Here is a 25,940-nt window from a genome sequence, read left to right as displayed (position 1 = left end):
ACCGTCGTACCCGATGAACGCCCGCTCTTCGTTGCCCCTATCCCTCCCGCGCGCCGCGATTGTCTTCCATGACCTGTTCATGGCCGCGCTCTGCTGGCAGGCCCTGCACGCGCTGCGGTATGCGGCCCGTTCCGAGGTATACGACTGGACCCAGCTCACCCCGACCCTCGGCATCGTGCTTGCCGCACAGGGGCTGGTGTTCTGGCGGGTCGGACTGTACCGGGGCGTATGGCGCTTTGCCAGCGTCCCCGATATCTGGAACATCATCAAGGCGGCCGGCTTCGGCGTCGTGGCGATCACCCTGTGCCTGACCGTCTACAACCGCCTTGAAAACCTCCCCCGCGCGGTCCTGGTGCTCTATCCGATCGCCCTGGCGGTGATGCTCGGCATGCCCCGGCTGCTCTACCGGGTCTGGAAGGATTACCACCTCTCGCGCAGCACCGCGACCCAGCAACGGGTACTGATCCTCGGCGCCGGCCAGGCGGCCGAAGCCCTGGTGCGCGACCTTCGCCGTTCCGGCGCCTACCAGCCGGTCGGTTTCCTCGACGACGCTCCCCACCTGCAGGGGTCGTACCTGCACGGCATGCCCGTGCTGGGGCGCCTCGACGAAGCCGCCATGGTGGCCAAGGAAGTGGCGGCGGGGATGCTGGTGATCGCTATCCCGTCGCTCGACGCGGCCGGCATGCAGCGGGTCCTGGGGATCTGCGAACACAGCGGCCTGCCGTTCCGCACGGTGCCGCGCCTGACCGACGTGCTCGAGGGCAAGGCGATGCCTGGCGAGCTGAAGGAAGTGGCGATCGAGGACCTGCTCAACCGCAAGCCAGTCACGCCGGACTGGGCCATGATCCGCGGCTGGCTCGACGGCCGTACCGTGATGGTAACGGGCGCCGGCGGTTCGATCGGTTCGGAGCTGTGCCGACAGTGCGCCCGCCACGGTGCCCGCAAGATCGTGCTGCTGGAAATCTCCGAACTGGCGTTGCTGACCATCCATGGCGAGCTGCAGCGTGCGTTCCCGGAGGTCGAGGTCGAGGCCGTGCTGGGCGACTGCGGCGATCCGGCGGTGACCCGCCATGCCCTGGCCCGCGCCACCCCGGATGCCGTGTTCCATGCCGCCGCGTACAAGCAGGTCCCGCTGCTGGAGTCGCAGCTGCGGGAAGCGGTGCGCAACAACGTGCTCGCCACCCATACCGTCGCCGAGCTGTGCCGCGAGTACAAGGTGGGCACCTTCGTGCTGATCTCCACCGACAAGGCGGTCGATCCGGCCAACGTGCTGGGCGCGTCCAAGCGCATCGCCGAGATGATCGCCCAGTCGCTGGACGAGCGGGTCGAGGGCACGCGCTACGTGACCGTACGGTTTGGCAACGTGCTGGATTCGGCCGGCAGCGTGGTGCCGCTGTTCCGCGAGCAGATCCGCCGCGGCGGCCCGGTGACCGTGACCGATCCGGAGGTCACCCGCTACTTCATGACCATCCCCGAGGCCTGCCAGCTGATCATGCAGGCGGCCGCCTCCGGTTCGCATGCGGCCATCTACACCCTGGACATGGGCGATCCGGTACCGATCCGGCTGCTCGCCGAGCAGATGATCCGGCTGGCCGGCAAGCAGCCGGGCCGGGACGTCGACATCGTCTACACGGGTCTGCGCCCGGGCGAGAAGCTGCACGAGACCCTGTTCTATTCCGACGAGCATTACCGTCCCACCTCGCACCCGAAGATCCTCGAGGCGGGAGCCCGGAACTGCCCGGTCGACCTGCTGTTCCAGGAGGTCGATCACATGCGTGCCGCCGTCTCGCGCTATGATGAAAACGCGCTGCGGCAGGCCCTGCAGATGCTGGTTCCCGAGTTCGCGCCCCGGCCTGTCGCGCCGCAGGAGAACACCGCCACGGTTGTTCCATTCCCCCCGCGCGAGGCAGTAAGGACACGATGACGAAAAGGATACGAAAGGCCGTCTTTCCGGTTGCCGGCCTCGGCACCCGATTCCTCCCCGCAACCAAGACCGTTCCCAAGGAAATGCTGCCGATCATCGATCGGCCGCTGATCCAGTACGCGGTAGACGAAGCGATCGAAGCCGGGTGCGACACCCTGGTGTTCGTCACCAACCGCTACAAGCATTCGATCGCCGACTACTTCGACCAGCACTACGAACTCGAGCACAAGCTCCGCAAGGCGGGCAAGCTCGAACAGCTGGAGCAGATCAGGGCACCGTTGCCACCGCACGTGCAGGTGGTGTTCGTCACCCAGCACGAAGCACTGGGCCTTGGCCACGCGGTACTTTGCGCCAGGGACGTGGTCGGCGACGAGCCGTTCGCGGTGCTGCTCCCCGACGACCTGATGTGGAACCGCGGCGACGGCGCCCTCAAGCAGATGGCCGACCTGGCCGAGCAGACCGGCGGTGGCGTCATCGCCGTCGAGAAGGTGCCGCACGAGAAGACCTCCAGCTACGGCATCGTCGCCACCCGTGACTTCGAAGGCCGCAGCGGCCGCATCGAGGCCATGGTGGAGAAGCCGAAGCCGGAGGATGCCCCCAGCGACCTGGCCGTGGTCGGCCGCTACATCCTGCCGGGCGGCATCTTCAAGGCGCTGGAAAGCACCGAGCGCGGCGCCGGCGGCGAGATCCAGCTGACCGACGCGATCGCCTCCTACATCAAGGATGGCGGCCACATCGATGCGTACCACTTCGAGGGACGCCGTTTCGACTGTGGGGCCCATATCGGGCTGATCGAGGCGACGGTGCACTTCGCCCTGGAGCACGAGAAGCACGGCAAGGCCGCGCGCCAGGTCATGCTCGACGCGCTGGCTGAAGCCCGCGCCTGACTGGGGCGCGTCGCGAAGGCAACAACGAAAACGGCGCCCTCGGGCGCCGTTTTCCTTTCCGCGACGGGGAAGCCTCAGAGGGCTTCGAAAATGCCCGCCGCGCCCATGCCGGTGCCGATGCACATGGTGACCATGCCGTACTTCTGCTGGCGGCGGCGCAGGCCGTGCACCAGGGTGGCGGTACGGATGGCGCCGGTGGCGCCCAGCGGGTGGCCCAGGGCGATCGCGCCGCCCAGCGGGTTGACCTTGGACGCATCCAGGCCGCAGTCGCGGATCACCGCCAGCGACTGCGCGGCGAAGGCCTCGTTGAGCTCGATCCAGTCCAGCTGGTCCTGGGTCAGGCCCGCCTGCTTGAGCGCCTTCGGGATCGCGGCGATCGGGCCGATGCCCATCACTTCCGGGCGCACGCCGGCGACCGAGAAGCTGACGAAGCGGGCGAGGGGAGTCAGGCCGTATTCCTTGATCGCCTTCTCCGAGGCCAGCAGCACGGCACCGGCGCCGTCGCTCATCTGCGAGGAGTTGCCGGCGGTGACGCTGCCGCCGAACTGGCCGTTGCGGAACACCGGCCGCAGCTTGCCCAGGCCCTCGATCGAGGTGTCCGGACGCGGGCCTTCGTCGGTGTCGACCAGGCGCTTCTTCAGCTGGATGGTGTTGCCGGCCAGGTCGGGCAGGTGCGAGACGACCTCGTACGGCGAGATCTCGTCGCGGAATTCGCCGGCGGCGATGGCGGCCAGCGCCTTCTGGTGCGAGGCGAGGGCGAAGGCGTCCTGGTCCTCGCGCGAGATCTTCCACTCCTCGGCGACCTTCTCGGCGGTGATGCCCATGCCGTAGGCGATGGCCACGTTCTCGTCGCGGGCGAACACCTGCGGGCTCAGGGCGACCTTGTTGCCCATCATCGGCACCATCGACATCGACTCGGTGCCGCCAGCCAGCATCAGGTCGGCGTTGCCCAGGCGGATCTGGTCGGCGGCCAGGGCCACGGCCTGCAGGCCGGATGAGCAGAAGCGGTTGATGGTCTGGGCGGCGATGGTGTTCGGCAGGCCGGCCAGCAGCAGGCCAATGCGGGCCACGTTCATGCCCTGCTCGCCCTCCGGCATGGCGCAGCCGATGATGGCGTCGTCGATGCGGCTGGTGTCGATGCCCGGGGCCTGGGCGACCACGGCCTTGAGCACGTGGGCCAGCATTTCATCGGGACGGGTGTTGCGGAAAACGCCCTTGGGCGCCTTGCCCACCGGGGTGCGGGTGGCGGCGACGATGTAGGCGTCCTGGATCTGCTTGGTCATGGCTTTCTCCGAAAGCCGGGATTCGTGATTCGTGATTCGTGATTCGCGAAAGCGCATCACGGTCGAATCCTTCACGCCGGCATCAATGGTTTCCTGGGAGGGGATGCGCTCTTGCGAATCCCCCATCCCGAATCACGAATCTCAGTTCCTGAGCGGCTTGCCGGTCTTCAGCATGTGGCCGATGCGGGCCTGGGTCTTTTCCTGCTGCGCCAGTTCGACGAAGTGCTTGCGCTCCAGGCGCAGCAGCCACTCCTCGTCGACCAGGCTGCCGCGGTCGACTTCGCCGCCGCTGACCACGGTCGCGATGCGGGTCGCGATCTCGTCGTCGTACGGGCTGATGAAGCGGCCTTCCAGCATGTTGACCAGCAGCATGCGGAAGGTGGCGATGCCGACGTCGCCGGCGACCTGGATGCGGCGCTCCGGCAGCGGCGGACGGTAGCCGCCCTCGGCCAGGTTGCGCGCCTCGGCCTTGGCCACGTGCAGCAGCTCGTAGGCGTTGAACACGATGCGGTCGGTCGGGCGCAGCAGGCCCAGCTCCTTGGCCTCGAAGGCCGAGGTCGACACCTTGGCCATGGCCACGGTCTCGAAGGTCTTCTTCAGCTCGGCGAACACGTCGCCGCCCGGACCGGCCGCGCGCGAGGCGCGCACCGCCAGCTCCTTCAGGCCGCCGCCGGCTGGCAGCAGGCCCACGCCGGCCTCGACCAGGCCGATGTAGCTCTCCAGGTGGGCCACGGTGCGGGCGCTGTGCATCTGGAACTCGCAGCCGCCACCCAGGGCCAGGCCGCGCACGGCCGCGACCACCGGGACCAGCGCGTACTTGATGCGCTGGCTGGTGCGCTGGAAGTTGGCGACCAAGGCGTCGAACTCGTCGACCTTGCCGGCCTGCAGCAGGCCCAGCGCGCCGGCCAGGTCGGCGCCGGCGGAGAAGGGCTCCTTCTGCTGCCAGATCACCAGGCCCTGGAAATCGCGCTCGGCGATCGAGATCGCTTCCTGCAGGCCGTTGAGCACGTGGTCGGAGACGGTGTTCATCTTGGTCTTGAACGAGACCACGGCGATGCCGTCGCCGTCGTGCCACATGCGCACGCCGTCGTTCTCGTAGACCGTGGTGCCCTGGTCGAACTTCTCGCCCAGCAGCGGATCGGGGAAGCGCTGGCGCGTGTAGACAGGCAGCGACGAGCGCGGCACGACGGTGTTGCTGGCCGGGCTGTAGCTGCCCTCGGCGGCGTGCACGCCTTCACGGCCGTCCAGCACCCACGCCGGCAGCGGGGCGTCGCTCATGGCCTTGCCCGCGGCGATGTCGTCGGCGATCCACTGCGCCACCTGCTTCCAGCCGGCGGCCTGCCAGGTCTCGAACGGGCCCAGCGACCAGCCGTAGCCCCAGCGGATGGCCAGATCGACGTCGCGCGCGGTGTCGGCGATGTCGGCCAGGTGGTAGGCGCTGTAGTGGAACAGGTCGCGGAACGCGGCCCACAGGAACTGCGCCTGCGGGTGCTGGCTCCCGCGCAGCTTCGCGAACTTCTCGGCCGGATTCCTGGTCTTGAGGATCTCGACGACCTCGTCGGCGGCCTTGCGGTCGGCCGGGCGGTAGTCCTGCTTCTCCAGGTCCAGGACCACGATGTCCTTGCCGACCTTGCGGAAGATGCCGGCGCCGGCCTTCTGGCCCAGGGCGCCCTTGGCGATCAGCGCCTGCAGCCAGTCGGGCGACTGGAAGTACTTGTGCCACGGATCCTGCGGCAGGGTGTCGGCCATGGTCTTGATGACGTGGGCCATGGTGTCCAGGCCCACCACGTCGGAGGTGCGGTAGGTGGCCGACTTCGGACGGCCGACCAGCGGGCCGGTGATGGCGTCGACCTCGTCGAAGCCCAGGCCGAACTGGCGGGTGTGGTGGATCACCGACAGGATCGAGAACACGCCGATCCGGTTGCCGATGAAGTTCGGGGTGTCCTTGGCGTAGACCACGCCCTTGCCGAGGTTGGTGGTCAGGAAGGTCTCAAGGCCCTCCAGCACCGACTTGTCGGTGGTGTCGGCCGGGATCAGCTCGGCCAGGTGCATGTAGCGCGGCGGGTTGAAGAAGTGCACGCCGCAGAAGCGGTGGCGCAGCTGCTCCGGCAGCACCGCGGCCAGGGCGTTGATGCCCAGGCCCGAGGTGTTGGAGGCCAGCACCGCGGTGTCGTTCACGAACGGCGCGATCTTCTTGTACAGGTCCTGCTTCCAGTCCATCCGCTCGGCGATGGCCTCGATGATCAGGTCGCAGTCGCGCAGCTGCTCCAGGCCGGTGTCGTAGTTGGCCGGGGTGATGGCGGCCGCCAGCGACTTGCTGGCCAGCGGGGCGGGGCTGAGCTTGGCGAGGTTGCCGATGGCCTTCAGGACGATGCCGTCGGCCGGGCCCTCCTTGGCGGGCAGGTCGAACAGCACGGTGTCCACGCCGGCATTGGTGAGGTGGGCGGCGATCTGCGCACCCATGACGCCGGCACCAAGCACCGCGGCGCGGCGTACAAGCAGTTTCTTGGACATATCTTGCAACCTCTTGATAAATGAATGATTACTTGGTTTCCGCCTGCAATCCTGCGGCGGCAAAGCGGATGAGTTCCCGGGCGGCCCGGCTGCGATGGGCGGCCTCGCTGGCGCTGGCCGGGCGCTTGATCAGGCCGAAATCGGACATCGCATAGGTCAGGGAGCCGGCCAGGAAGTCCAGGCGCCAGTACAGGGTTTCCTTGTCCAGCCCTGGCAGCAGGCCGGACAGCGCCTTGCCGAACTCCCGCAGCACGTGGCCGTAGTGGTCCGACAGGAAGCGGCGCAGGCTCTCGTTGTGCTCGGCGTAGGCGCGGGCGATCAGCCGCACGAAGGCGGCGCCGCCGTTGCGATCCTGCGCCAGGGCCAGGGCAGGATCGATGAAGGCGGCCAGGATCGGCGCCAGCTGCCCGGGGTGGTCGCGCAGGGCGGCCTCCAGCTGCTGCAGGCGGTCGGCCGTCATCACGTCCATTCGCCGACGGAAGACCTCGTTGATGAGGTTCTCCTTGGAGCCGAAGTGGTAGTTCACCGCGGCGATGTTGACCGCGGCCTGGCTGGTGACCTGGCGCAGCGACGTCCCGGCGAACCCGTGCTGGGCGAACAGTTCCTCCGCCGCGGCGAGGATCCGTTCCTTGGTGGAGAAATGTGCGGGCTTGCCCATCTTTGCCGGGCCTGAATCAAACGATTGTTTTATCCTAGGACCGGCCGGCCGGCGGGTCATTTTGCGGCGCAGCATCGCGGCCCCTGCAAAGCCCGGCCGCGGATGCTAGAATTCGTTACCGCTACCCAAGCTAAGCCCGCGCCCCGTCGCGGGTTTTTCCTTCAGGCCCCGGCCCGCGGGCCGGATCCCGTCCCTCAAGCAAAGAAGAAGAAACCAATGGCGCTGGAGCGCACCCTTTCGATCATCAAGCCCGATGCCGTCGCCAAGAACGTGATCGGCGAGATCTACACCCGTTTCGAGAAGGCCGGCCTGAAGGTCGTTGCGGCCAAGTACAAGCAGCTGTCGCGCCGCGAGGCCGAGGGCTTCTACGCCGTGCACCGCGAGCGTCCGTTCTTCAACGCGCTGGTCGAGTTCATGATCTCCGGCCCGGTGATGATCCAGGTCCTGGAAGGCGAGAACGCCGTGCTCAAGCACCGCGAGCTGCTGGGCGCCACCAACCCGAAGGAAGCCGCGCCGGGCACCATCCGCGCCGACTTCGCCGAGTCGATCGACGCCAACGCCGCCCACGGCTCGGACTCGGTCGAGAACGCGGCCATCGAGGTGGCCTACTTCTTCGCCGCCACCGAAGTGGTTTCGCGCTGAGCGCAAGGTAGGAGCACGTGTCCGGTCTGCAGCCGATTCCCAGCGTGGCCACCACCGGCGACACCGTCGCCGCGCCCGTGGCCGCGCGCCAGAACCTGCTCGAACTGGACCGTGGCGGGCTGGAGCGCTTCTTCGTCGAGGTTCTCGGCGAACAGAAGTTCCGTGCCCACCAGGTGATGAAGTGGATCCACCACCGCTACGTCACCGACTTCGACCAGATGACCGACCTCGGCAAGGCGCTGCGCGCCAAGCTGCACGCGCATGCCGAGGTCGTCGTCCCCAACGTCGTGTTCGACAAGCCCTCCGCCGACGGCACCCACAAGTGGCTGCTGGCGATGGGGGCCGATGGCAAGAATGCCATCGAGACCGTGTACATCCCCGACAAGGGGCGCGGGACCCTGTGCGTGTCCTCGCAGGTCGGCTGCGGCCTCAACTGCACCTTCTGCTCCACCGCCACCCAGGGCTTCAACCGCAACCTGACCACCGCCGAGATCATCGGCCAGGTCTGGGTCGCCGCCCGCCACCTGGGCAACGTGCCGCACCAGCAGCGCCGCCTCACCAACGTGGTGATGATGGGCATGGGCGAGCCGCTGATGAATTTCGACAACGTCGTGCGCGCCATGAGCGTGATGCGCGACGACCTGGGCTACGGCCTGGCCAACAAGCGCGTGACCCTGTCGACCTCCGGCCTGGTGCCGATGATCGACCGCCTGTCGGTCGAGAGCGACGTGTCGCTGGCCGTGTCCCTGCACGCGCCCAACGACGAGCTCCGCGAGACCCTGGTCCCGCTCAACAGGAAGTATCCGATCGCCGAGCTGATGGCCTCGTGCGCGCGCTACCTGCGCGCCAACCGCCGCCGCGAATCGGTGACCTTCGAATACACCCTGATGAAGGGCATCAACGACCAGCCCGAGCATGCCCGCCAGCTGGCGAAGCTGATGCGCCAGTTCGACAACGCGGTGCAGGCGCGCGATTCGGGCAAGGTCAACCTGATCCCGTTCAATCCCTTCCCGGGCACCCGCTACGAGCGGTCGGACGAGGCGACCATCCGCGCCTTCCAGAAGATCCTGCTCGATTCGCAGGTGCTGACCATGGTTCGCCGCACCCGTGGCGACGACATCGACGCTGCCTGCGGCCAGCTCAAGGGTCAGGTCATGGACCGGACCCGGCGCCAGGCCGAGTTCCGGCGCAGCCTCGAGCGGGAAGGGCAGTCGCGGCAGGCCGGGGGCAATGCGGCGGCCTGAGCGGGTCCTGCTCCTTCTGCTCGGCGCCCTGCTGCTGGCAGGCTGCGCCCGGCCGGCGACGGTCAAATCCCCGAAGATCCGCGGCACCGAGCGCGTTGCGCCGGTCTACCAGCTCGAGGACGGACAGGCGACCAAGCGCCGCGTCGAGGCGCGCGAGATGATCGGCCTGGCGACCCAGCGCCTGACCTCGGGCGACCTGGCCGAGGCCGAAAAGCTGGTGCGCAAGGTGCTGCGCCTGGACCCGGGGGCGGTCGACGCCTACACCCTGCTCGGGGCCATCGAGTCGGCCCGCGGCAACCAGGAGGCGGCCGGCGCCCACTACCGCCGCGCCACCGACCTGGCTCCCCAGGATGGCGACGTACTCAACAACTACGGCGCCTGGCTGTGCGCCAACGGCTATCCGGCCGAATCGCTGGTCTGGCTGGACCGCGCGATGGCGGCGCCGGCAGCCGGCCCGCGCGCCTCGGCCCTGGCCAATGCCGGCCGCTGCGCCCTGCGCAGTGGGCAGTTCGAGCGCGCCGAGCAGGACCTGCGCAAGGCGCTGGAGCTGGATCCGGTGCATCCGGGCGCGCTGCAGGACCTGGCCGCCCTGTCGTACGAACAGGGGCGGCTGATGCAGGCGCGGGCGTTCGCCCAGCGTCGGCTGGCGGCTGCGCCCGCCGATGCATCCGTGCTACAACTCGCGATCAGGATTGAACAGGGGCTTGGCGACAGGGTGGCCGCCAGCCGGTATCAACAGCGGCTACGGGCGGAGTTCCCGGAAGCCGTATCTGACAAAACCGGGGAAGATCCACAGTGATCCAGGACAACGCGAACGTCAGGGGAGACGCTCGGGGTTGCGGAGAACTGCTTCGCGAGGCACGCGAGGCAGAAGGGCTTGAGCTGCGCGAAGCCGCTTCGCGCCTGCGCATGCCGATCCACGTGGTCGAAGCGCTCGAGCAGGGGCGGTGGGACGTCATCGGTGCGCCGGTGTTCGTCCGCGGCCAGCTGCGAAGCTATGCGCGACTGCTCGGCGTGGACCTCGAGCCGCTGCTGCAGGAGCAGGTGGCCGCGCCCGCACCGGTGGAGCTGGTCAGCCATGCGCATACGCCGCGCCTGCAGCGGGTCATGGAGAGCATCGGGCGTCGCGCGGTGTACGCGGTGATCACCGCCGCCATCGCGGTACCGGTATGGCTGGCCACGCGCTCGCACTTCACCGGGATGCCGCCGGCCACCGCGTCGCTGGACGTGGTGCCGCCGGCGGAGATCGCCGATGCGATGCCTGCGCCCGACCAGGTGCCGGCACCGGCGGCTCCGCCGCGGACCAGCCAGCCGCAGGCGCCGGAAGCCGGCCCCTACGTGGCCTCGCTGGCGCCCGCGGTGCGCCAGCAGCAGGCGCCGGCGACGCCGCCGCTGGAGCTGAGCTTCGAGGGCGACAGCTGGATGGAAGTGACCGGTCGCGACGGCCAGGTGCTGGAGCAGCGCCTGATGCGCCAGGGCGAGTCCCGGAGCTTCGCGCCGGGCGAGGTCGCGGCCGTGGTGCTTGGCAATGCGGCTGCGGTACGCGTTCAGCAGGCCGGCAGTATCGTGGACCTGTCGCCCTTCAGGAGGGCGAACGTGGCCCGCTTTGCGGTATCCTCTGACGGCTCCGTCAAGCCCGCGCACTAGGAGCGGGCCACGGCCCCCTCAACAAGAACAAGAACATACCCCGGCGCGCACTGCGCCGGGCAGGACACTGCATGGCACTCGACGACCTTCTGGACGAGCACGAACAGGGCGAACGCGTACGCGCATGGCTGCGCAGGAACCTGCCCGGCATCATCGCTGGCCTGGCCCTTGGCGTGGGCGCCATCTACGGCATGCAGAAGTGGCAGGAGCACCGCCACGGCCGGCAGCAGGCCGCGCACGCGGCCTACGCCACCGCGATCGCCAGGCTTGAAGCCGGTGCGGAAGACCCTGGTGCCGCGCTGTCCGGGCAGGAAGGCGTGTACGCCACACTTGGCGCGCTGCACGTGGCCAAGGCCCAGGTCGAGGCCGGCAAGCCCGAGGACGCCATCGCCACCCTGCGCGGGATCAAGGCCGATCCGGCGCTCGAGCCCGTGGTCCAGCAGCGCCTGGCGCAGCTGCTGGTCGCGACCGGCAAGGCGCAGGAGGCCATCGACCTGCTGGACGGCCAGTCCGACACCGCGGCGCTGGAGCTGCGTGGCGACGCCTTCATGGCGACCGGCAAGCAGGAGCAGGCGCGTGCCGAGTACGACCGCGCGCTGGCCGCGCTGGACGTGCAGGCCCCGGCGCGCCGGCGCGTGGAACTGAAGCTGCAGGAAGCCGGTGGTGACCTGCCGGAGCCGGCAGGCTCGATCTGACATGGAGCGCACCGACATGATCAAGCGCATGGCGGCGGTTGCCGTCCTGGTTTCGCTGCTGGCGGGCTGCAGCACCATGAAGGGCTGGTTCGCCGGCAAGAATGCCGAGGCCAAGAAGGCCGCAGAACCGGCCGAGCTGGTGAAGTTCGAGCCCACCGTGCGTCCGCGCAAGGCGTGGTCGGTCGACCTGGGCGACGGCGAGCGGCGCATCGGCGCCCGCCAGGGCCCGGCGGTGGCCGATGGCCGCGTCTACGCCGCGGCGGCCGAAGGCCGCGTGCTGGCGCTGGACCTGCAGACCGGCAAGCGCGTGTGGGAGTTCAAGGCCGACAAGGACGAAGGGCTGCGCCTGACCGGCGGTCCGGGCGTCGGTGGCGGCCTGGTCGTGGTCGGTGGCCTGGACGGGACGGTGCTGGCGCTGGACGCCGCCGACGGCAGCGAGCGCTGGCGTGCCCGCGTGCGCAGCGAGATCATCGCCAGCCCCACCGTGTCCCAGGGGCTGGTGTTCGTGCGCGGCAACGACGGCCGCATCAGCGCCTTCGATGCCGGCAGCGGCGAGCAGCGCTGGTATGCCGAGCGCGAACTGCCCAGCCTGACCGTGCGCGGCAATGCCCCGCTGACCGCCGGCCCCGGCCTGCTGTTCGCCGGCAACGACGACGGCACGCTGGTCGCGCTGTCCATCCAGGACGGCCGCCTGCTGTGGGAACAGGTCGTGGGCCTGCCCGAGGGGCGTACCGAACTGGAGCGCATGGCCGACGTGGACGGCGCGGTCGTGATCGACGGGGTGACCCTGGTCGCCAACAGCTTCAAGAGCCGCACCCTGGCCATCGACGGCCCGAGCGGCCGCCCGATGTGGCAGAGCGACCACGGCGGCGCCGGCGCCATCGGCGTCGCGCCTTCGGCTTTCGTGGTCTCCACCGCCGCCGGCAGCGTCTACGCGCTGGACAAGGCCAGCGGCGTGGCCCTGTGGTCGCAGCCGGTGCTGGCCCGCCGTTCGCTGACCGGCCCGGCCGTGCATGGCGACTATGCCGTGGTCGGCGACTATGCCGGTTACGTCCACTGGTTGCGCCTGGACAACGGCGAGATGGCCGGTCGTGCGAAGGTCGGCCGCAAGAAGGCGATCAAGGCCGCGCCGGTGGAGGCCGATGGCCTGCTGCTGGTGCAGGACGTCAAAGGCGGCCTGACCGCCTTCCGCCTGGACTGATGACCCGGCGCAAGCCGGCAGGAACTTCGCAATGCTACCGCTGGTTGCCCTGGTCGGACGGCCGAATGTCGGCAAGTCCACCCTTTTCAATGCGCTGACGCGCAGCCGTGACGCCCTGGTCCATGACGAGCCGGGCGTCACCCGCGACCGGCACTATGGCGTGTGCCGGCTCGATCCCGACCGCCCGTTCCTGCTGGTCGACACCGGCGGCATCGCCGGCGACGAGGAAGGCCTGGCCGGTGCCACCGCGCGCCAGGCGCGCGCCGCCGCGGCCGAGGCCGACCTGATCCTGTTCGTGGTCGACGGCCGCGAGGGCACCTCCGCCCTGGACGACGAGATCCTGGCCTGGCTGCGCAAGCTGGCGCGGCCGACCCTGCTGGTGGTCAACAAGATCGACGGCACCTTCGAGGAGGCCGTGCGCGGGGAATTCGCGCGCTACGGCTTCGCCGACATGCTGGCCGTGTCCGCCGCCCATCGCCAGGGCCTGGACGACCTCCACGCCGAGGTCCTCGAGCGCCTGCCCGAGGAGGGCAGCGCCGAGGAGCTGGACAACGATCCCGACCGCCTGCGCATCGCCTTCGTCGGCCGCCCCAACGTGGGCAAGTCGACCCTGGTGACCCGCCTGCTGGGCGAGGAGCGGATGACCGCCTCCGAGGTCCCCGGCACCACCCGCGATTCGATCGCGGTGGCCCTGGAGCGCGACGGCCGCCTGTACCGGCTGATCGACACCGCCGGCATCCGCCGCAAGGGCAAGGTCGAGGAAGCGGTCGAGAAGTTCAGCGTGGTCAAGACCCTGCAGGCGATCGAGCGCTGCCAGGTCGCGGTGCTGATGCTCGACGCCACCGAGGGCGTGACCGACCAGGACGCCACCGTGCTCGGCGCCGTGCTCGACGCCGGTCGCGCCCTGGTGATCGCGGTCAACAAGTGGGATGGCCTGACCGCCTACCAGCGCGAGCAGGCCGAGGCGCTGCTGGAGCGCAAGCTGTCCTTCGTGCCCTGGGCCGAGGCGGTGCGCATCTCCGCCAGGCACGGCTCGGGCCTGCGCGAGCTGTTCCGCGCCATCCACCGCGCGCACGCCTCGGCGACCCGGACCTTCAGCACCAGCGAGGTCAACAAGGCGCTGGAGATCGCGGCCGAGACCAATCCGCCGCCGAGCATCCGCGGCCATGTGTCCAAGCTGCGCTACGTGCACCCGGGCGGCGAGAACCCGCCGACCTTCGTGGTCCACGGCACCCGCCTGAAGGTGCTGCCGGATTCGTACAAGCGCTACCTGGAGAACTTCTTCCGCAAGCGCTTCAAGCTGGTGGGCACCCCGGTGCGGATGCTGTTCCGCGAGGGCGCCAACCCGTACGAAGGCAAGAAGAACGAACTGACCGAGCGCCAGGTGCAGCGCAAGCGCCGGCTGATGCGGCACGTCAAGCGCAAGTGAGCCACGTGCCCGCCGCCGCGGATATCACCCTGGGCCTGCTGGCCGGTGGTCGCGGCAGCCGGCTCGGCGGGATCGACAAGGCCTGGATCGAGCGCGACGGCCAGCCGCAGGTGCTGAGGCTGGCGCGGCGTTTCCCGGACGAAGTGGGCGCCGTGCTGGCCAGCGCCAACCGCGAGCTGCCGCGCTATGCATCCGCGGGGCTCGAGGCCGTTCCCGACCGCCTGCCGCCGGACAGCGGACCGCTGGCCGGGATCGAGGCCCTGGCCGCGGCCTGCCGCACGCCCTGGTTGCTGACCCTGCCGGTGGACATCTTCGACACCAACGACTGCCTGGTGCGCACCCTGGTTTCCTGCCGCGATGCCGACGGCGCGGTGGCCGAGGATGCAGATGGCCTGCAGCCGCTGGTGGCGCTGTACCGCGTCGAGGCGCTGCGCGCGGTCCTGCCCGTGTCGCTGGCCGCCGGCGAACTGGCGCCGAGGCGCATGCAGGCGCGACTGCGCATGGCCCGGGTGGCCTTTGCCGGCGTACGCTTCGGCAACCTCAACACGCCCGAAGACCTGGCCGCGGCGCGCATCGTCCTGCCACCGCGCTGAGGCGCATCCCAATCCATCCCCGGGAGCCGCGATGACCGACGCATTCCCCAGCCGCATCCCCGTCGAACAGGCACTGGAGCTGTTGCGCGCCGCCGCGGCCGGGCGCGGTCGCGCGGCCGAACAGGTGCCGACCCGTCGTGCCGACGGCCGCGTCCTGGCCGCCGACGTGGTCGCGCCGATCGCCCTGCCGGCCTTCGACAACAGCGCGATGGACGGTTTCGCCGTGCGCCACGCCGACCTGTCCGCCGCCGGGCCGGCGACGCTGGAGCTTGCCGGCGAGCAGTTCGCCGGGCCGGACCTTGGCCTGTCCGTCGGCCCCGGGCAGTGCGTGCGCATCACCACCGGCGCGCCGCTTCCGTCCGGCGCCGACACCATCGTCATCCGCGAGGACGCGGTCGAGCAGGACGGCCGCGTGCAGGTGCCCGCCGGCATCCGCGCCGGCGCGCACGTGCGCAGGCAGGGCGAGGACGTGGTGGCGGGCGAAGTGGTGCTGCGTGCCGGCCAGGTGCTGACGCCGGCGCGGATCGGCCTGGCCGCGGCGTTGGGCATCGACCGCCTGGACGTGGCCACGCGGCCCACGGTCGCCGTGTTCGCCAGCGGTGACGAACTGGCCGAGCCGGGCATGCCGCTGCGCCCCGGACAGGTCTACAACAGCAACCGCGAGCAGCTGATGGCCCAGCTGCGCGCCGCCGGCCTCGAGCCGGTGGCCTGGCCGACCCTGCCGGACGATCCGGTGCTGATCGCCGCGGTGCTCGACGATGCGGTGGAGAACTTCGATCTGGTGCTGACCTGCGGCGCCGTGTCGGCGGGGGAGAAGGACCACCTCCCGCGCTGGCTGCAGGCGCGTGGCCGGATCCGGTTCTGGAAGGTGCGCATGCGCCCGGGCATGCCGGTGCTGTTCGGCGAGGCCGGGCGGGCGCTGGTGCTGGGACTGCCGGGCAATCCGGTATCGGTGCTGGCGACCTTCCATGTGTTCGGGCGGGCGCTGCTGGATGCACTGCAGGGACGCGAGCCGCGCCCTCGCTGGCGCGCGCGCCTGGCCGCGCCCTGGCACAAGCGCCACGAGCGGGTGGAGTTCCTGCGCGGGCGCCTGGTGCAGGACGACGACGCGGTCCTGCGCGTGCATCCGGAGCCGGCCGATGGCTCGCACCGGCTGCACGCCGCCGCTGCCAGCGATGCCCTGATCGTCCTGGAGGAGGGCGCGCGCGAGTACGCGGCCGGCGACCTGGTCGAGGTCCTGCCGCTGTAACGGGCGACGCAGCGTTGCATGGTGCCGCCCCAATGCGTGCTTTCGCCGCCGGGGCAGGGCGTCGATAATCCGGCGCATGGACAGCGTAACGGTGACGCCGCGGCAGGCCCGCGAACGCCAGCGGCAGGGCGTGCTGCTGATCGACATCCGCGAGCCGCACGAACGCGTCTCCGGCCAGGCCGAGGGCGCGCTCGCGGTGCGCCGGGCCGAACTTGAGGCGGATCCGGGCCGGCACCTGCCCGATCCGCAGTCGGAAGTCCTGCTGATCTGCCAGGTTGGCAGGCGCTCCCAGGCCGCGGCGGAAACCCTGCGTGGCGCCGGCTTCAGCCGTGTGTACTCGGTAGACGGCGGCACCAATGCCTGGGCCGGCGAAGGCCTGCCGCTGGTGCGGCCGCAGCTGGAGCCGAAGGAGGCGGATTTCCTGGAGCGCTATTCGCGCCACCTGCGCCTGGCCGAGGTCGGGATCGAGGGGCAGAAGCGCCTGGCCGCTGGGCACGTGCTGGTGGTCGGCGCGGGCGGGCTCGGCTCGCCGGCGGCGTTCTACCTGGCCGCGGCCGGAGTGGGGCACCTGCGCCTGGTCGACGACGACGTCGTGGACCGCAGCAACCTGCAGCGGCAGATCCTGCATACCGAGGCCTCGGTCGGCACGCCCAAGGTGGAATCTGCGCGGCAGCGCCTGCAGGCGCTCAATCCCTCGATCCGGATCGAGCCGGTGCAGGCGCGGGTCAACTCTGACAACGTCGAGGCGCTGCTGGACGGCATCGACGTGGTGGGCGACGGCTCGGACAATTTCCCGCTTCGCTACCTGCTCAACGATGCCTGCGTGAAGCTGGGCAAGCCGCTGGTATACGGCGCGGTGCAGCGCTTCGAGGGCCAGGTGAGCGTATTCGACGCGGGCAGGCAGCGCGGCCAGGCGCCATGCTATCGCTGCCTGTTCCCGGAGCCGCCGCCGCCGGAGTTCGCGCCCAACTGCGCCGAGGCCGGCGTGCTGGGCGTGCTGCCGGGCATCGTCGGCCTGTTGCAGGCCAACGAGGCGATCAAGCTGCTGCTGGGCATCGGCCAGCCGCTGAGCGGGCGCCTGCTGCAGTTCGACGCGCTGGGCATGCGCTTCCGCGAGCTGCGCCTGCCACCGGATCCGGACTGCCCGGTCTGCGCCGCCGGGCGTCCATTCCCGGGCTACATCGACTACGCGGCGTTCTGCGCCTCAAGCTGAGCAGCGGCGGCCGGCGGGTCGCCAGCATCCGGGCCCCGGCCCGCGGAAGACGGAGGATCCATGGCGGTCGAAGCGGGTGGCGCGGAACAACTGGTCAAGGTCGTCGCCCTGCTCGGGGTGGCGGTGGTCATGGTGCCGCTGTTCCGGCGCCTGGGCTTGGGCTCGGTGCTGGGCTACCTCTCGGCGGGGCTGCTGATCGGTCCGTTCGGACTGGGCTGGTTCTCCGACCCGCAGGCGATCCTGCATGTGGCCGAGCTGGGCGTGGTCATGTTCCTGTTCCTGATCGGGCTGGAGATGCGCCCGGCGCACCTGTGGAGCCTGCGCCGGCAGATCTTCGGCCTGGGCACGCTGCAGATCGGGCTGTGCACCGTGGTGCTGACCGGGGTGGCGTGGCTGTGCGGGCTGCGGATGCCGGCGGCCTTCATCGGCGCGGCCGGCTTCGTCCTGACCTCCACGGCGGTGGTGATGCAGCTGCTGGGCGAGCGCGGCGACATTGCCCTGCCGCGGGGGCAGAAGATCGTTTCCATCCTGCTGTTCGAGGACCTGCTGATCGTGCCGCTGCTGGCCCTGGTGGCATTCATGTCGCCGCTGCCGGCCGAGGCGGGCGAGGGCAGCCGCTGGATGGCGGTGCTGGTGGGCATTGGCGCGCTGGGCGGGCTGGTGGTGGCGGGCGTGTGGCTGCTCAATCCGCTGTTCCGGCTGCTGGCGCGGGTACAGGCGCGCGAGGTGATGACCGCCGCGGCGCTGCTGGTGGTGCTGGGCGCGGCGCTGCTGATGGAGGTCGGCGGGCTGTCGGCGGCGATGGGCGCCTTCCTCGCCGGCGTGCTGCTGTCCGGTTCGACCTTCCGCCACCAGCTGGAGGCCGACATCGAGCCGTTCCGCGGCCTCCTGCTGGGCCTGTTCTTCCTCGGCGTGGGCATGGCCCTGGACCTGGCGGTGGTGGCCGCCAACTGGCCGCTGATCCTGTCCGGCCTGCTGGCGATGATGGCGGCCAAGGCGGCTTGCATCTACGTGGTCGCGCGGATCACACGCACCGGCCACCGCGATGCGCTGGACCGCGCGGTGCTGATGGCCCAGGGCGGCGAGTTCGCCTTCGTGCTGTTCTCGGCGGCGCAGGCGGCCGGGGTGATCGACGGGACGGCCAATGCCAACCTGACCGCGATCGTGGTGCTGTCGATGGCGCTGACGCCGCTGGCGGTGCTGGCCGTGCGGCGCCTGTTCCAGCGCGAGGAGGCCCCTTCCATGGACGGGATCGAGGAGGCCGACGGGCAGAGCGGCAGCGTGCTGATCGTCGGCTTCGGCCGCTTCGGCCAGGTCATGAGCCAGGCCCTGCTGGCGCGCGACGTGGACGTGACCATCATCGACACCGACATCGAGATGATCCGCAGCGCCGCCGAGTTCGGCTTCAAGGTCTACTACGGCGATGGCACCCGGGCGGACGTGATGCGCGCTTCCGGCGCGGCCAGCGCCCAGGTGATCGCGGTGTGCGTGGACGACCGCCGGGCCGCCACGCGCATCGCCAGGCTGTGCCGCGACGAGTTCCCGCAGGCCAGGGTGCTGGTGCGCGCCTTCGACCGCGAACATGCACTGGAACTGTCCGCGCTGGACGTGCATTTCCAGATCCGCGAAACCTTCGAGTCGGCCGTGCGCTTCGGCCAGGCCGCGCTGGAGGCGCTGGGCATGGATCCGGACCTGGCGTTCCGCATCTCCGAGGCGATGCGGCGCCTGGATGCCGAACGCTTCGCCCTGGAACAGGCCGCCGGCGACGTGGATGCGGGCAAGCCGTTCGTCATCGGCAATACGCCTCCGGCCACGCCGACGCCGTTCACCCCGCCGAAGCGGGCCTCGAAACGGCTGGATGCGGGCGAGGGCGGGGAATCCGGGGACGCTGGCGCGCCGCCGGCCGCCTGAGCATGGCGGCCCCGGCTCAGCCGTGGCGCTTGCGCGCGGCCTCGAACGCGGCCAGCTGTTCCGGCGTGGCCTCGCGCTGGTGGCGGGCCTTCCACTCGGCGAAGGGCATGCCGTAGATGGCCTCGCGGGCCTGTTCCTTGTCCATTTCGAGCCCGGCCCCGAGCGCGGCCTCGCGGTACCAGTCGGCCAGGCAGTTGCGGCAGAAGCCGGCCAGGATCATCAGGTCGATGTTCTGGACGTCGGTGCGCGCCTGGTTGAGGTGCCGCAGCAGCCGGCGGAACGCGGCCGCCTCCAGTTCCACCGTGTCGACCATGCGCCTACCTCGTGCGTCCGGAATCGGGGACAATGTGCCGCTCCGTCGCCCCGTCCCGCAAGCATCCCGATGACCGCACGCATCCTCGATGGCCGCCGCGTTTCCGAAGACCTGCTCGACGAACTGAAGACGCGGGTCGACGCGCGCGTCGCGCGCGGCCTGCCGCGGCCGGGCCTGGCCGTGGTCCTGGTCGGCGACGACCCGGCCTCGGCCGTATACGTGCGCAACAAGCGCCGGGCCGCGGAGAAGGTCGGGATCGAGGCCTTCGACTACGACCTGCCGGCCGGCACCAGCGAGGCCGAGCTGCTGGAGCTGATCGACCGGCTCAACGCCGACCCGAAGATCCACGGCATCCTGGTGCAGCTGCCGCTGCCGGGCATCCCCGACGCCAGCCGCCTGATCGAGCGGATCGACCCGCGCAAGGACGTGGACGGCTTCCATCCCTCCAATGTCGGCCACCTGGCCCTGCGCCAGTTCGGCCTGCGCCCGTGCACCCCGCGCGGGATCATGACCCTGCTTGCGCATACCGACCGCCCGGTGCGCGGGCGCAATGCCACGGTCGTCGGCGTGAGCAACCACGTCGGCCGGCCGATGGGCCTGGAGCTGCTGATCGCCGGCTGCACCGTGACCAGCTGCCACAAGTTCACCCCGCCGGAAGTGCTGGAGCACTCGGTGCGCAACGCCGACATCCTGGTGGTGGCGGTGGGCCGCCCGGGCATCGTCCCCGGCGAGTGGGTCAAGCCCGGTGCGGTGGTGATCGACGTGGGCATCAACCGCCTGGAGGATGGCCGCCTGGTCGGCGACGTCGGCTACGAGGCCGCGGCCGAGCGCGCCAGCTGGATCACCCCGGTGCCAGGCGGCGTTGGCCCGATGACCGTGGCCACCCTGATGCAGAACACCCTGGAAGCGGCCGAGGCGGCCACCGCCGCCTGACGCGCTGATCTTCCCGCCGGGGTCCGCCCCGGCACGAAGCCCGACCGCTCGCGACGGCTTCACGACGCCGTCGCCACACTGCCGCGCTGGGATCGCGGTGGAGGATCGGGCTTATCGGCGCCATGGACAGACGCTGCTGGCAGGCGGCCGCGCTCGCGACGCCGTCCCTGCTCGCCGGTTGCGCCGGGCCGCAGTCGGCGCTGGATCCGGCTGGTCCTTCGGCATCGGCCATCGCCGGGATCTGGTGGGGCCTGTTCTGGATGGCGCTGGTGGTATGGCTCCTGGTCACCGTCCTGCTGCTGGCCGGCCTGCGTCGCCGTCGCCATCTTTCCGAGGCCGGCGCCCGGCGCATGATCGTCGCCGGCGGACTGGTGCTCCCGACCGTGGTGCTGCTGGGGCTGCTGGTACACGGCACCCTGGCCAGCGACCGCGTCACCGGGCGCAGCGCCGATGCCTCGCACGTCGTCACCGTCACCGGGCGCCAGTGGCACTGGGACTTCGTCTATCTCGGCGACGACGGCCGGCCGCTGGCGGCATCCACCGACCTGCTGGCCATGCCGCTGGGACGGATGGTCGAGTTCCGGATCGAAAGCGCCGACGTGATCCACAGCTTCTGGATCCCGCGCCTGGGCGGCAAGATCGACGCCATCCCCGGGCGCACCAACGTGCTGCGGCTGCAGGCCGACCAGGCCGGGCCCATCCGTGGCCAGTGCGCGGAGTTCTGCGGGCTCGAGCATGCGCTCATGGGCTTCGAGGTGCTCGTGCTGGCACCGGGCGAGTACGAGGCCTGGCTGCGCGACAACGCCGTGGCGCGGGCCGGGGAGGGCAGCCCATGAGCGAGGCCCACATCGACACCCTGCCGCCGGAAGAGAACCGTCGCCGCCTCGAGGCGCTGGCGCGGATCTGGAACAACGCCCCGGGCTGGCGTGGCCAGCTCACCGCGGTCAACCACGGCACCGTGGGCCTGCGCTTCATCGCCACCGGCTTCGCCTTCCTGCTGGCCGGCGGCGCGTTGGCCATGTTCATCCGCCTGCAGCTGGCCTGGCCGGGCAACCAGGTGCTGGATCCGGAGCGCTACGCCCAGTTCGTGACCCTGCACGGGACCACGATGATGTTCCTGTTCGCGGTGCCGATCATGGAAGGCTTCGCGATGTACCTGCTGCCCAAGATGCTGGGCGCGCGCGACCTGCCGTTCCCGCGCCTGGGGGCCTTCGGCTACTGGTGCTACCTGTTCGGCGGCCTGTTCCTGTATTCGGGCCTGCTGTTCGGCGAGGCGCCGGACGGCGGCTGGTTCATGTACGTGCCGCTGACCGACGCGACCTACTCGCCGGGACGCGGCGTGGACTTCTGGCTGATCGGCGTGACCTTCGCCGAGATCGCGGCGGTGACCGCGGCCGTGGAGCTGATCGTGGCGATCCTGCTGTGCCGCGCGCCGGGCATGGACATCCGGCGCATGCCGCTGTTCGCCTGGGCGATGCTGGTCACCGCCTTCATGATCGCCTTCGGCTTCCCGCCGCTGATCCTGGGCAGCATCCTGCTGGAGGTACAGCGCGCCTTCGGCTTCGCGTTCTTCGACGTGGCCCGCGGTGGCGATCCGTTGCTGTGGCAGCACCTGTTCTGGCTGTTCGGGCACCCGGAGGTCTACATCATCTTCCTGCCGGCGGCCGGCGTGGTGTCGATGGTGGTGGCGACCTTCGCCCGCAGGCCCATCGCCGGCTACCTGTGGATCGTGCTGGCGCTGGTGACCACCGGCTTCCTCAGCTTCGGACTGTGGGTGCACCACATGTTCGCGGTGGGCATCCCACTGCTGGCGCTGGCCTTCTTCAGCGCGGCGAGCATGGCGGTGGCCATCCCCACCGGCATCCAGGTGTTCGCCTGGCTGGCGACGCTGTGGGCGGGGCGGCCGTGGCTGCGCGTGCCGATGCTCTACCTGGTCGGCTTCTTCATCACCTTCGTCGGCGGCGGCCTGACCGGGGTGATGGTGGCGCTGGTGCCGTTCGACTGGCAGGTGCACGACACCCACTTCGTGGTCGCGCACCTGCACTACGTGCTGATCGGCGGGCTGATGTTCCCGATGTTCGCCGGGCTCTACTACTGGTTGCCGCTGGCCAGCGGGCGGATGCCCTCGGAAAGCCTCAGCCGCACCGCGTTCTGGATGGTGTTCACCGGCTTCCACCTGGCCTTCCTGCCCATGCACCTGACCGGCCTGCTGGGCATGACCCGGCGCGCCTACAGCTACCCGGAACAGCTGGGCGTGCACTGGCTCAACCTGCTGTCCACCGCCGCCAGCTTCGTGCTGGCCGCCGGCACGGTCGCCATCCTGATCGACGCGGCGCTGTGTTTCCGCCATGGCCGGCCCGGGCGGCGCAACCCGTGGCGCGCGGGCACCCTGGAATGGGCATTGCCGCATCCGGTACCGGCCTACAACTTCGCCTCGCTGCCGGTGGTGGCCGACCGCTATCCGCTGTGGCAGGACCGCGGCCTGGCCGTGCGCACCGCGGATGCCGCAGGGCTGCTGGGCGATCCGTCATCGGGGCGGCGCGAATCGATGGGGACCTCGATCCTTGGTGGCGTGCCCGAGCAGGTGATCCGCCTTCCCGGCTCGAGCTGGCAGCCGTTGCTGGCCGCGCTGGCGATCGCTGTGCTGCTGGCCTGCTTCATCGCCAGGCTCTACCTGGGCTCGACACTGATGCTGCTGGTGCTGCTCGGCCAGTTTGGCGCGTGGGCCTGGGCCACCGGCGACCGCGATGCGCCGGCCACCGTGCAGGCCGGGCCGCGGCTGGAACTGCCGGTGCAGCATGCCTGCCGCAACGCGCCGGGCTGGTGGGCGCTGGTGGTCTCGCTGCTGATCGACGGCTCGCTGTTCGCCTCGCTGGTGTTCGCCTACTTCTACCTGTGGCTGGGCACCGACGCCTGGCCCCCGGCCCCGATGCACGCGGGCGCGGATGCGCCGGCCTGGATCGCATTGGCGCTGCTGGGCATCTGCTGGATCGCGGCCGCTGCGTCCGCACGCCTGATGCGCCTGGGCGACGGTCGCGCGCTGGCCGGGCCGATGGTCGTCGCCGCACTGGCCGGTGCCGGCTTCCTGTGGGCGCAGTGGCAGGCGGTGGCTTCCGGTACCGGCGCGCCTGACGAACATGCCTATGCCTCGGTGGTCTGGACCCTGGCCGGCTTCCACGCGGTGCATGTGGCGGTGGCGATGCTGGTCGGGCTGTTCGTGGCCGCGCGTGGCTGGAGCGGCTACGTCGGCGCGGAGCGGTCGCTGGAGCAGCGGATCGCCGCGGCCCTGTGGGGCTACGTGGCCGCCCAGGGCTTCGTGGCCTGGGGTGTGATCCACCTTTTCCCGGAGTGGGCGTGATGGGCCGGTTCGCCAGGCCATCGACCCTGGTCGGCATCGCCGCGCCGATGGCGGTATGGGCGCTGCACTTCGTCGTGCTCTACAGCCTGCAGGGGCTGACCTGCGGCGAGGGATGGAGCCAGCGGGGAGCGTCCCTGGCCATGGTCGCGCTTACCGCGCCCGCGCTGGCGGCGATCGCCTGGCTGGGCCTGCGCGCGCGGCGCACCGCCAGGACGGCCGCCGGCGATCCCGCCGCGCGGCGCGTGCGGTTCGCGGCGCAAGCCACCGGCCTGTGCGCGGTCCTGGCGACGGTGGCGGTGCTGTTCACCGTGGTGCCGGTGCTGCTGTTGCCGGTATGCCGCTGAGGTCGCCATGCGCAGGAGCCTGAAGCAACCCGTTCCCGACAACCGCAGCCACACCGTGGCCAGCCGGGTGGCGATCAAGCAGCATCCGCTGCACCCGATCCTGGTGGTGTATCCGGTGGCGGCGCTGACCCTGCTGCCGCTGGCGGACCTGCTCTACCTCTGGCTGGGCGATCCGTTCTGGGCCGAGGCGGCCTGGTGGCTGAGCCTGCTGGGCCTGGGCGGCGGGGTGTTCGCCGCGCTGTTCGGCATCGCCGACATGTTCCTGATCCGGGTGGTGCGCCGGCATGTCTCGGCCTGGATCCACTTCATGGCCGGGGTGATGCTGCTGGCCCTGGCTGCCGCCGGGGTGAGCCTGCGCCTGCCGGACCCGGCCGCGGCGGTCTGGCCCTGGGGCCTGTTCCTGTCGGGCATCGGCTTCGTCATGGTGGTGATCGTCGGCTGGCTGGGCGGTGCGCTGACCTTCCGCCACGGCATCGGCGTCTACGGCTACAAGGCAGCCGAAGAGGAGGGCGGCGACGACGCGCCGCCGGCGGCATGAGCCTCCGCGGCCGCGACCGGGGGCGGGGGCAGGTCGCCGAAGGTGCGCGGCTTGGCCCCGGTCAGGGCGGCCAGCGCCAGCAGGAGCAGCAGCGGCACCCAGCCCACGACCCGGTAGAAGCCTGCGCTGTGGCGGTCGTGCCCCTGGCCCAGCGCGTACAGGTGCAGGCCGAAGTAGAGATGGAGCAGGACCGCCGCCATCACCAGCAGCAGCTTGGCCGCCAGCCAGGCCCCGAACGGGACCATGCCTATCAGGACCATGCCCAGGGCGATGGCGACGATCCCCGCAGGCGTGGCGATGCGGAAGAACAGCAGGTTGGTAACCAGGTTGAAGTAGGCCGGATGGGCGTCGCGGCCGCCGCGGTGGCGGGCCACGAACAGCCGCGGCAGGAAGAACAGTCCGCAGAACCAGACCATGACCGCGCCGATGTGCAGCAGCTTGAGCCAGAAGTACACGCGCGCTTCCTCGCGGGGCGGATTGGCCGGCAGGCTACGCCGCGGCGCGCGAAGCAGGCGTGGGCGGCGGCCGCCGTGATGGCGACGCTTCCGCTGCCGGCCCTGGCCCTGGTGCCGGCGTGCCGCGCGCCGGGGAGCCTGGCCGAGCCGTGGACGCCGCCCGGCCCGTGGCTGCTGCCGCCGCTGCTGTTGCTGGCGCTGTACCTGGCCGGCCTTTGGCGGCTGTGGCGGCGCGCGCCGGGGCGCGGGATCGCGCCGCTGGAGGCCGCCGGCTTCGTCGCCGGGGTCACCCTGCTGGCCTTCCTCCTGGGCGGGCCGCCGAACGCCTACGCGCGCTGGTCGCTGGGCGCGCCCATGGCCCAGCACATGCTGCTGCTGGCCGTGCTGCCGCCATTGCTGCTGGCCGGGCGGCCATGGGCGGCGATCTCCGGGGCGCTGCCGCGGTGGCTGGCAGCGGGGCTGCACCGCCTGCTGCATCCCGCCGGTGCCTGGCTGGCCGCGCGCCTGGCGCCGGCCACGGTCGCGCACGCGGCGGTCATGGTGCTATGGCACCTGCCGGGGTCGCTGCAGGCGGCCGTAGCCAGCGAGGGCCTGCACGAGGCCATGCATGCCAGTTTCCTGCTGGCGGGACTGTGGTTCTGGACCGCGCTGTGGCGGCGCATCCGCGACGGCGGCGCGGGTCCGGCGCCGGGCGTGGTGGCCACGGTGTCGCTGATGATGGTGATGGGCTTCCTGGGCGCGCTGCTGACCTTCGCCCCGCGGCCGCTTTACCCGCTGTATGCGTTCCGCTCGCCGGAGGTGGGGCTGGAGCCCCTGGCCGACCAGCAGCTGGCGGGACTGCTGATGTGGGTGCCCAGCTGCCTGCCGTACCTGGCGGGGGCGCTGTGGCTGACCTGGCGGGGGCTGGGG

The 25,940-nt window shown here is 70.7% G+C and carries 24 protein-coding genes; 19 read left to right on the top strand and 5 right to left on the bottom strand.

What is annotated here, in order from left to right:
* Positions 1–13 precede the first annotated feature (13 nt).
* On the top strand, positions 14–1,924 hold the full coding sequence (locus CSC68_RS14295; RefSeq protein WP_162204283.1) for a polysaccharide biosynthesis protein: 1,911 nt from the start codon (positions 14–16) through the stop codon (positions 1,922–1,924).
* A complete protein-coding gene (gene galU / locus CSC68_RS14290; RefSeq protein WP_162204282.1) occupies positions 1,921–2,811 on the top strand; it encodes a UTP--glucose-1-phosphate uridylyltransferase GalU in 891 nt (296 codons plus the stop codon). The genes CSC68_RS14295 and galU overlap by 4 nt, the downstream gene beginning before the upstream one ends.
* 74 nt (positions 2,812–2,885) lie before the next feature.
* Here galU and CSC68_RS14285 read toward each other — a convergent pair whose 3' ends face one another.
* The 3 genes from CSC68_RS14285 to CSC68_RS14275 form a co-directional block, all read right to left on the bottom strand.
* A complete protein-coding gene (locus CSC68_RS14285) occupies positions 2,886–4,094 on the bottom strand; it encodes an acetyl-CoA C-acyltransferase (protein ID WP_162204281.1) in 1,209 nt (402 codons plus the stop codon).
* Between the two features lie 141 nt (positions 4,095–4,235).
* A complete protein-coding gene (locus CSC68_RS14280) occupies positions 4,236–6,608 on the bottom strand; it encodes a 3-hydroxyacyl-CoA dehydrogenase/enoyl-CoA hydratase family protein (RefSeq protein WP_162204280.1) in 2,373 nt (790 codons plus the stop codon).
* A 28-nt stretch (positions 6,609–6,636) separates the two neighbouring features.
* Positions 6,637–7,266: a TetR/AcrR family transcriptional regulator gene (locus CSC68_RS14275; protein ID WP_162204279.1), complete on the bottom strand. Its 630-nt coding sequence runs from the start codon at positions 7,264–7,266 to the stop codon at positions 6,637–6,639.
* A gap of 216 nt (positions 7,267–7,482) precedes the next feature.
* On the opposite strand from CSC68_RS14275, the gene ndk reads away from it, so the two are divergent.
* From ndk to CSC68_RS14220, 11 genes are all read left to right on the top strand, one after another.
* Positions 7,483–7,908: a nucleoside-diphosphate kinase gene (gene ndk / locus CSC68_RS14270; RefSeq protein ID WP_013535069.1), complete on the top strand. Its 426-nt coding sequence runs from the start codon at positions 7,483–7,485 to the stop codon at positions 7,906–7,908.
* A 26-nt stretch (positions 7,909–7,934) separates the two neighbouring features.
* The gene (gene rlmN / locus CSC68_RS14265) at positions 7,935–9,152 is read left to right on the top strand and encodes a dual-specificity RNA methyltransferase RlmN (protein WP_162204291.1); all 1,218 of its coding nucleotides are present in this window, start codon (positions 7,935–7,937) and stop codon (positions 9,150–9,152) included.
* Positions 9,139–9,951, top strand: a complete 813-nt coding sequence (gene pilW / locus CSC68_RS14260; RefSeq protein ID WP_162204278.1) for a type IV pilus biogenesis/stability protein PilW — start codon at positions 9,139–9,141, stop codon at positions 9,949–9,951. Before rlmN ends, pilW begins: the two co-directional genes overlap by 14 nt.
* Positions 9,948–10,799 carry a RodZ domain-containing protein gene (locus CSC68_RS14255; protein ID WP_162204277.1) on the top strand — a complete coding sequence of 284 codons (852 nt, stop codon included), beginning with the start codon at positions 9,948–9,950 and terminating at the stop codon, positions 10,797–10,799. Before pilW ends, CSC68_RS14255 begins: the two co-directional genes overlap by 4 nt.
* A 71-nt stretch (positions 10,800–10,870) precedes the next feature.
* The gene (locus CSC68_RS14250) at positions 10,871–11,494 is read left to right on the top strand and encodes a YfgM family protein (protein ID WP_162204276.1); all 624 of its coding nucleotides are present in this window, start codon (positions 10,871–10,873) and stop codon (positions 11,492–11,494) included.
* A 1-nt stretch (position 11,495) separates the two neighbouring features.
* Positions 11,496–12,695, top strand: a complete 1,200-nt coding sequence (gene bamB, locus CSC68_RS14245; protein ID WP_162204275.1) for an outer membrane protein assembly factor BamB — start codon at positions 11,496–11,498, stop codon at positions 12,693–12,695.
* A gap of 31 nt (positions 12,696–12,726) precedes the next feature.
* Positions 12,727–14,124, top strand: a complete 1,398-nt coding sequence (gene der / locus CSC68_RS14240; protein ID WP_162204274.1) for a ribosome biogenesis GTPase Der — start codon at positions 12,727–12,729, stop codon at positions 14,122–14,124.
* On the top strand, positions 14,121–14,717 hold the full coding sequence (gene mobA, locus CSC68_RS14235; protein ID WP_211365764.1) for a molybdenum cofactor guanylyltransferase: 597 nt from the start codon (positions 14,121–14,123) through the stop codon (positions 14,715–14,717). Before der ends, mobA begins: the two co-directional genes overlap by 4 nt.
* 31 nt (positions 14,718–14,748) lie before the next feature.
* Entirely contained in the window at positions 14,749–15,966 is a 1,218-nt protein-coding gene (locus CSC68_RS14230) for a molybdopterin molybdotransferase MoeA (RefSeq protein WP_162204273.1), read from the top strand.
* A gap of 76 nt (positions 15,967–16,042) precedes the next feature.
* Positions 16,043–17,179, top strand: coding sequence for a molybdopterin-synthase adenylyltransferase MoeB (moeB, locus tag CSC68_RS14225; protein ID WP_162204272.1), 1,137 nt, complete (start codon positions 16,043–16,045; stop codon positions 17,177–17,179).
* A 60-nt stretch (positions 17,180–17,239) separates the two neighbouring features.
* The gene (locus CSC68_RS14220; protein ID WP_162204271.1) at positions 17,240–19,090 is read left to right on the top strand and encodes a monovalent cation:proton antiporter-2 (CPA2) family protein; all 1,851 of its coding nucleotides are present in this window, start codon (positions 17,240–17,242) and stop codon (positions 19,088–19,090) included.
* A gap of 16 nt (positions 19,091–19,106) precedes the next feature.
* Here the strand turns inward: CSC68_RS14220 and CSC68_RS14215 are convergent, their stop codons facing one another.
* Positions 19,107–19,403 (bottom strand): DUF1244 domain-containing protein, encoded by a 297-nt coding sequence (locus CSC68_RS14215; RefSeq protein ID WP_162204270.1) that lies wholly within the window; start codon positions 19,401–19,403, stop codon positions 19,107–19,109.
* 69 nt (positions 19,404–19,472) lie between these two features.
* Between CSC68_RS14215 and folD the strand changes: the two genes are divergently transcribed.
* The 5 genes from folD (at position 19,473) to CSC68_RS14190 (ending at position 24,576) form a co-directional block, all read left to right on the top strand.
* Positions 19,473–20,336 (top strand): bifunctional methylenetetrahydrofolate dehydrogenase/methenyltetrahydrofolate cyclohydrolase FolD, encoded by an 864-nt coding sequence (gene folD, locus CSC68_RS14210; RefSeq protein ID WP_162204269.1) that lies wholly within the window; start codon positions 19,473–19,475, stop codon positions 20,334–20,336.
* A gap of 122 nt (positions 20,337–20,458) precedes the next feature.
* Positions 20,459–21,172 carry a cytochrome c oxidase subunit II gene (gene coxB, locus CSC68_RS14205; protein ID WP_162204268.1) on the top strand — a complete coding sequence of 238 codons (714 nt, stop codon included), beginning with the start codon at positions 20,459–20,461 and terminating at the stop codon, positions 21,170–21,172.
* The gene (ctaD, locus tag CSC68_RS14200) at positions 21,169–23,694 is read left to right on the top strand and encodes a cytochrome c oxidase subunit I (protein ID WP_162204267.1); all 2,526 of its coding nucleotides are present in this window, start codon (positions 21,169–21,171) and stop codon (positions 23,692–23,694) included. The genes coxB and ctaD overlap by 4 nt, the downstream gene beginning before the upstream one ends.
* Positions 23,694–24,038 (top strand): hypothetical protein, encoded by a 345-nt coding sequence (locus tag CSC68_RS14195; RefSeq protein WP_162204266.1) that lies wholly within the window; start codon positions 23,694–23,696, stop codon positions 24,036–24,038. The genes ctaD and CSC68_RS14195 overlap by 1 nt, the downstream gene beginning before the upstream one ends.
* 7 nt (positions 24,039–24,045) lie before the next feature.
* Positions 24,046–24,576 (top strand): DUF2231 domain-containing protein, encoded by a 531-nt coding sequence (locus tag CSC68_RS14190; RefSeq protein WP_162204265.1) that lies wholly within the window; start codon positions 24,046–24,048, stop codon positions 24,574–24,576.
* On the opposite strand, the gene CSC68_RS14185 is transcribed toward CSC68_RS14190, so the two are convergent.
* Positions 24,525–25,031, bottom strand: a complete 507-nt coding sequence (locus CSC68_RS14185) for a CopD family protein (protein ID WP_162204264.1) — start codon at positions 25,029–25,031, stop codon at positions 24,525–24,527. The two genes, CSC68_RS14190 and CSC68_RS14185, sit on opposite strands and share 52 nt — an antisense overlap.
* 78 nt (positions 25,032–25,109) lie before the next feature.
* Here CSC68_RS14185 and CSC68_RS14180 point away from each other — a divergent pair.
* A partial coding sequence (locus CSC68_RS14180) for a cytochrome c oxidase assembly protein (protein ID WP_162204263.1) occupies positions 25,110–25,940 on the top strand: 831 nt, incomplete at its 3' end.

This window comes from Pseudoxanthomonas suwonensis, assembly GCF_010093235.1.
Lineage (GTDB): Bacteria > Pseudomonadota > Gammaproteobacteria > Xanthomonadales > Xanthomonadaceae > Pseudoxanthomonas > Pseudoxanthomonas suwonensis.
The sequence above is the reverse complement of the archived record's forward strand: the minus strand, read 5'-3'. Positions and strand labels throughout refer to the sequence as shown.

Excerpts from the sequence above, each read along its gene's own strand:
- CSC68_RS14195 (WP_162204266.1), top strand. The coding sequence starts at position 23,694 with ATGGGCCGGTTCGCCAGGCCATCGACCCTGGTCGGCATCGCCGCGCCG.
- galU (WP_162204282.1), top strand. The coding sequence starts at position 1,921 with ATGACGAAAAGGATACGAAAGGCCGTCTTTCCGGTTGCCGGCCTCGGC.
- CSC68_RS14215 (WP_162204270.1), bottom strand. The coding sequence starts at position 19,403 with ATGGTCGACACGGTGGAACTGGAGGCGGCCGCGTTCCGCCGGCTGCTG.
- bamB (WP_162204275.1), top strand. The coding sequence starts at position 11,496 with ATGGAGCGCACCGACATGATCAAGCGCATGGCGGCGGTTGCCGTCCTG.
- moeB (WP_162204272.1), top strand. The coding sequence starts at position 16,043 with ATGGACAGCGTAACGGTGACGCCGCGGCAGGCCCGCGAACGCCAGCGG.
- coxB (WP_162204268.1), top strand. The coding sequence starts at position 20,459 with ATGGACAGACGCTGCTGGCAGGCGGCCGCGCTCGCGACGCCGTCCCTG.
- CSC68_RS14285 (WP_162204281.1), bottom strand. The coding sequence starts at position 4,094 with ATGACCAAGCAGATCCAGGACGCCTACATCGTCGCCGCCACCCGCACC.
- CSC68_RS14275 (WP_162204279.1), bottom strand. The coding sequence starts at position 7,266 with ATGGGCAAGCCCGCACATTTCTCCACCAAGGAACGGATCCTCGCCGCG.
- CSC68_RS14295 (WP_162204283.1), top strand. The coding sequence starts at position 14 with ATGAACGCCCGCTCTTCGTTGCCCCTATCCCTCCCGCGCGCCGCGATT.
- CSC68_RS14280 (WP_162204280.1), bottom strand. The coding sequence starts at position 6,608 with ATGTCCAAGAAACTGCTTGTACGCCGCGCCGCGGTGCTTGGTGCCGGC.
- ndk (WP_013535069.1), top strand. The coding sequence starts at position 7,483 with ATGGCGCTGGAGCGCACCCTTTCGATCATCAAGCCCGATGCCGTCGCC.
- CSC68_RS14220 (WP_162204271.1), top strand. The coding sequence starts at position 17,240 with ATGGCGGTCGAAGCGGGTGGCGCGGAACAACTGGTCAAGGTCGTCGCC.
- CSC68_RS14190 (WP_162204265.1), top strand. The coding sequence starts at position 24,046 with ATGCGCAGGAGCCTGAAGCAACCCGTTCCCGACAACCGCAGCCACACC.
- folD (WP_162204269.1), top strand. The coding sequence starts at position 19,473 with ATGACCGCACGCATCCTCGATGGCCGCCGCGTTTCCGAAGACCTGCTC.
- der (WP_162204274.1), top strand. The coding sequence starts at position 12,727 with ATGCTACCGCTGGTTGCCCTGGTCGGACGGCCGAATGTCGGCAAGTCC.
- CSC68_RS14250 (WP_162204276.1), top strand. The coding sequence starts at position 10,871 with ATGGCACTCGACGACCTTCTGGACGAGCACGAACAGGGCGAACGCGTA.
- pilW (WP_162204278.1), top strand. The coding sequence starts at position 9,139 with ATGCGGCGGCCTGAGCGGGTCCTGCTCCTTCTGCTCGGCGCCCTGCTG.
- CSC68_RS14230 (WP_162204273.1), top strand. The coding sequence starts at position 14,749 with ATGACCGACGCATTCCCCAGCCGCATCCCCGTCGAACAGGCACTGGAG.
- ctaD (WP_162204267.1), top strand. The coding sequence starts at position 21,169 with ATGAGCGAGGCCCACATCGACACCCTGCCGCCGGAAGAGAACCGTCGC.